The 5,495-nt window shown below is 52.4% G+C and carries 2 tRNA genes and 3 rRNA genes; all 5 read right to left on the bottom strand.

Annotation, left to right across the window (positions count from 1 at the left end):
- Positions 1–8: 8 nt before the first annotated feature.
- Positions 9–121, bottom strand: a 5S ribosomal RNA gene (rrf, locus tag HB633_RS30405).
- A gap of 244 nt (positions 122–365) precedes the next feature.
- Positions 366–3,246: ribosomal RNA gene (locus HB633_RS30400) — 23S ribosomal RNA — on the bottom strand.
- Positions 3,247–3,597: 351 nt separating this feature from the next.
- A tRNA-Ala gene (locus HB633_RS30395) sits at positions 3,598–3,673 on the bottom strand.
- A gap of 69 nt (positions 3,674–3,742) precedes the next feature.
- Positions 3,743–3,819: transfer RNA gene (locus HB633_RS30390), tRNA-Ile, on the bottom strand.
- 70 nt (positions 3,820–3,889) lie between these two features.
- A 16S ribosomal RNA gene (locus HB633_RS30385) occupies positions 3,890–5,422 on the bottom strand.
- Together the 16S, 23S and 5S rRNA genes with 2 tRNA genes alongside form the textbook arrangement of a ribosomal RNA operon.
- Positions 5,423–5,495 lie beyond the last annotated feature (73 nt).

Genomic DNA, 5,495 nt, shown 5'->3' with positions numbered 1-5,495 from the left:
GATGAGGAGCCTGACGATTACCTACTTTCACACGGGTATCCGCACTATCATTGGCGTGGAGTCGTTTCACGGTCCTGTTCGGGATGGGAAGGGGTGGTACCAACTCGCTATGGTCATCAGGCATAAAGGGGGTGTTGTGGTGGGGTTTGAGGCCATCACAACCAATCTGGGGAAGAAGTAGTCGAGCGCATGTGTTGAGCACGCCTCGTTATTACTGGTGTTGCTTGGGGTTGTGTTTGTTGGCACAACACTGATCTCAACCTATTGTCTTGCTACCCCCGGCTGGGGTTCACACGTATCCCCTTCGGGGATCGGACCAGAGTAAGTCGCTTAAGCGCCAACTCTGGTCGAGACACACTGGTTATAGGATCAAGCCTTACGGGCAATTAGTATCAGTTAGCTTAATGCATTACTGCACTTCCACACCTGACCTATCAACGTCCTGGTCTAGAACGACCCTTCAAGGAGCTCGAAGCTCCAGGGATATCTCATCTCAAGGCGAGTTTCCCGCTTAGATGCTTTCAGCGGTTATCTCTTCCGAACATAGCTACCCGGCGATGCCACTGGCGTGACAACCGGTACACCAGAGGTTCGTCCACTCCGGTCCTCTCGTACTAGGAGCAGCCCCCTTCAAATATCCAACGCCCACGGCAGATAGGGACCAAACTGTCTCACGACGTTTTAAACCCAGCTCACGTACCTCTTTAAATGGCGAACAGCCATACCCTTGGGACCGGCTACAGCCCCAGGATGAGATGAGCCGACATCGAGGTGCCAAACACCGCCGTCGATATGAACTCTTGGGCGGTATCAGCCTGTTATCCCCAGAGTACCTTTTATCCGTTGAGCGATGGCCCTTCCATACAGAACCACCGGATCACTATGACCTGCTTTCGCACCTGCTCGACTTGTCGGTCTCGCAGTTAAGCACGCTTATGCCATTGCACTATCAGCACGATTTCCGACCGTACCTAGCGTACCTTCGTACTCCTCCGTTACACTTTGGGAGGAGACCGCCCCAGTCAAACTGCCTACCATGCACTGTCCCCGACCCGGATCACGGGCCAAGGTTAGAACCTCAAACAAACCAGGGTGGTATTTCAAGGACGGCTCCACCGAAACTAGCGTTCCGGTTTCATAGCCTCCCACCTATCCTACACAGATCGGTTCAAAGTCCAATGCAAAGCTACAGTAAAGGTTCATGGGGTCTTTCCGTCTAGCCGCGGGGAGATTGCATCATCACAAACACTTCAACTTCGCTGAGTCTCGGGAGGAGACAGTGTGGCCATCGTTACGCCATTCGTGCAGGTCGGAACTTACCCGACAAGGAATTTCGCTACCTTAGGACCGTTATAGTTACGGCCGCCGTTTACCGGGACTTCAATCAAGAGCTTGCACCCCATCATTTAATCTTCCGGCACCGGGCAGGCGTCACACCCTATACGTCCACTTTCGTGTTTGCAGAGTGCTGTGTTTTTATTAAACAGTCGCAGCCACCAGTTTATTGCAACCCCTTCACCCTTTGCGCGCAGGCGCATCAAGCTACAGGGGCGTACCTTATCCCGAAGTTACGGTACCAATTTGCCGAGTTCCTTCTCCCGAGTTCTCTCAAGCGCCTTAGAATACTCATCTCGCCCACCTGTGTCGGTTTGCGGTACGGTCTTGTTAAACTGAAGCTTAGAGGCTTTTCTTGGAACCACTTCCGATTGCTTCTTCACCTAAGTGAATGGCCTCGTACCCTTGAATTCCGCGCCCGGATTTGCCTAAGCGCCTTCTCCAATACAAGGACCGGGACTTCCAACACCCGGACAACCTTCCGCGATCCGTCCCCCCATCGCATTTAACAATGGTGCAGGAATATTAACCTGCTTCCCATCAGCTACGCATTTCTGCCTCGCCTTAGGGGCCGACTCACCCTACGCCGATGAACGTTGCGTAGGAAACCTTGGGCTTACGGCGAGGGGGCTTTTCACCCCCTTTATCGCTACTCATGTCAGCATTCGCACTTCCGATACCTCCAGCACACTTTTCAATGCACCTTCACAGGCTTACGGAACGCTCTCCTACCATGCGAGATAAATCTCGCATCCGCAGCTTCGGTATATTGCTTAGCCCCGTTACATCTTCCGCGCAGGACGACTCGATCAGTGAGCTATTACGCTTTCTTTAAAGGGTGGCTGCTTCTAAGCCAACCTCCTGACTGTTTTAGCCTTCCCACTTCGTTTCCCACTTAGCAATATTTGGGGACCTTAGCTGGCGGTCTGGGTTGTTTCCCTCTTGACACCGGACGTTAGCACCCGATGTCTGTCTCCCGTGATTGCACTCTTCGGTATTCGGAGTTTGCTATGGCGTAGTAATCCGCAATGGACCCCACAACCATGACAGTGCTCTACCCCCGAAGGTGATACACGAGGCACTACCTAAATAGTTTTCGGAGAGAACCAGCTATTTCCAAGTTTGTTTAGCCTTTCACCCCTATCCACAGCTCATCCCCTAATTTTTCAACATTAGTGGGTTCGGTCCTCCAGTACGTGTTACCGCACCTTCAACCTGGCCATGGATAGATCACTTGGTTTCGGGTCTACGCCCAGCAACTGAACGCCCTATTCGGACTCGCTTTCGCTACGCCTGCCTTAATCAGTTAAGCTTGCTACTGAACGTAAGTCGCTGACCCATTATACAAAAGGTACGCCGTCACCCCTTGCGAGGCTCCGACTGTTTGTATGCATGCGGTTTCAGGATCTATTTCACTCCCCTCCCGGGGTTCTTTTCGCCTTTCCCTCACGGTACTGGTTCACTATCGGTCGATCACGAGTATTTAGCCTTGGAGGATGGTCCCCCCATCTTCAGACAGGATTTCACGTGTCCCGCCCTACTTGTCGTACACCTAGTTCCACACATCCGCTTTCGCCTACAGGGCTATCACCTGCTATGGCCACACTTTCCAGAGTGTTCGGCTAACGGTCGTGCTAAAGAGTACAGGCTGATCCCATTTCGCTCGCCACTACTTTGGGAATCTCGGTTGATTTCTTTTCCTGCGGTTACTTAGATGTTTCAGTTCACCGCGTTCGCTTCTCATAGCCTATGTATTCAGCTATGGATACTCCATTCGGAGTGGGTTTCCCCATTCGGATATCGGGGGATCAAAGCTCGTTTGCCAGCTCCCCCCCGCTTTTCGCAGGCTACCGCGTCCTTCATCGCCTGTGATCGCCAAGGCATCCACCACATGCACTTGTTCGCTTGACCCTATAACGAGTGTGTCTCCGAGAGTTCCAACCCAATAAACCGAAGTCCATTGAATTGAACACCTCTTTCACACCGCTATAGGTTGAGTATTCGTGTTGCGCCGTATTCCAAAGCAATCTTTCGATCACCTTTTCATACATTGATACAATCACAACCCTTGATTCACCTACTCACACACCCATCTCTAAGTATGCTTTCGTGAATCTCTTTACTACTTCTTCCAGATTGTTAAAGAACGACAGCACGACTCTAAGCGCTATGCTTAAAATCGCTTACTGACTGGCTCAATCGCCAATGCAAATCACTCTTCGCGTTAAACCTGTTCGTTTAAGAGTGCTTGGCATTGATGATTGGTGGAGGATGACGGGATCGAACCGACGACCCCCTGCTTGCAAAGCAGGTGCTCTCCCAGCTGAGCTAATCCCCCAGTACCTTGATGCTTGAGGGTCTGCATTTACTTTTTCGTGCTGCTCTTTTCGAGTGTCACTAGAGTAAATGGTGGGTCTGGTTGGATTCGAACCAACGACCCCCGCCTTATCAAGACGGTGCTCTAACCAACTGAGCTACAGACCCTTAGCCTGTCTTCTTACAGCCGATAAGCGTGAGCGCTTTAGCACTTCACTTTAATACGTTTGAGCTCGAGAAAGGAGGTGATCCAGCCGCACCTTCCGATACGGCTACCTTGTTACGACTTCACCCCAGTCATGAATCCCACCGTGGTAAGCGCCCTCCTTGCGGTTAGGCTACCTACTTCTGGTGAAACCCACTCCCATGGTGTGACGGGCGGTGTGTACAAGACCCGGGAACGTATTCACCGCGGCATGCTGATCCGCGATTACTAGCGATTCCAGCTTCACGTAGTCGAGTTGCAGACTACGATCCGGACTACGATCGGTTTTCTGGGATTAGCTCCCCCTCACGGGTTGGCAGCCCTCTGTTCCGACCATTGTATGACGTGTGAAGCCCTACCCATAAGGGCCATGAGGACTTGACGTCATCCCCACCTTCCTCCGGTTTGTCACCGGCAGTCTCCTTAGAGTGCTCTTGCGTAGCAACTAAGGACAAGGGTTGCGCTCGTTGCGGGACTTAACCCAACATCTCACGACACGAGCTGACGACAGCCATGCAGCACCTGTGTATCGGTTCTCTTTCGAGCACCCCCACCTTTCAGCAGGGTTCCGACCATGTCAAGGGTAGGTAAGGTTTTTCGCGTTGCATCGAATTAATCCACATCATCCACCGCTTGTGCGGGTCCCCGTCAATTCCTTTGAGTTTTAATCTTGCGACCGTACTCCCCAGGCGGTCAACTTCACGCGTTAGCTACGTTACTAAGGAAATGAATCCCCAACAACTAGTTGACATCGTTTAGGGCGTGGACTACCAGGGTATCTAATCCTGTTTGCTCCCCACGCTTTCGTGCATGAGCGTCAGTATTGGCCCAGGGGGCTGCCTTCGCCATCGGTATTCCTCCACATCTCTACGCATTTCACTGCTACACGTGGAATTCTACCCCCCTCTGCCATACTCTAGCTCGCCAGTCACAAATGCAGTTCCCAGGTTAAGCCCGGGGATTTCACATCTGTCTTAACGAACCGCCTGCGCACGCTTTACGCCCAGTAATTCCGATTAACGCTCGCACCCTACGTATTACCGCGGCTGCTGGCACGTAGTTAGCCGGTGCTTATTCTTCCGGTACCGTCATCCCCCCACAGTATTAGTGCAAAGGTTTTCTTTCCGGACAAAAGTGCTTTACAACCCGAAGGCCTTCTTCACACACGCGGCATTGCTGGATCAGGGTTTCCCCCATTGTCCAAAATTCCCCACTGCTGCCTCCCGTAGGAGTCTGGGCCGTGTCTCAGTCCCAGTGTGGCTGGTCGTCCTCTCAGACCAGCTACAGATCGTCGCCTTGGTAGGCCTTTACCCCACCAACTAGCTAATCTGCCATCGGCCGCCCCTATAGCGCGAGGTCCCGAAGGATCCCCCGCTTTCTTCCGTAGATCGTATGCGGTATTAATCCGGCTTTCGCCGGGCTATCCCCCACTACAGGACACGTTCCGATGTATTACTCACCCGTTCGCCACTCGCCACCAGGGTTGCCCCCGTGCTGCCGTTCGACTTGCATGTGTAAGGCATGCCGCCAGCGTTCAATCTGAGCCAGGATCAAACTCTTCAGTTCAATGCCTGTTACTGTTTTCTATTCTTCCGAATAGGTCGCTCACTCAACGTACTGACAAGTTCCTCCCATCTTT

This window comes from Caballeronia sp. dw_276 (assembly GCF_018449635.1).
In the GTDB taxonomy this organism is placed as follows: domain Bacteria; phylum Pseudomonadota; class Gammaproteobacteria; order Burkholderiales; family Burkholderiaceae; genus Caballeronia.
This window is presented reverse-complemented; position numbering and strand designations above follow the sequence as displayed.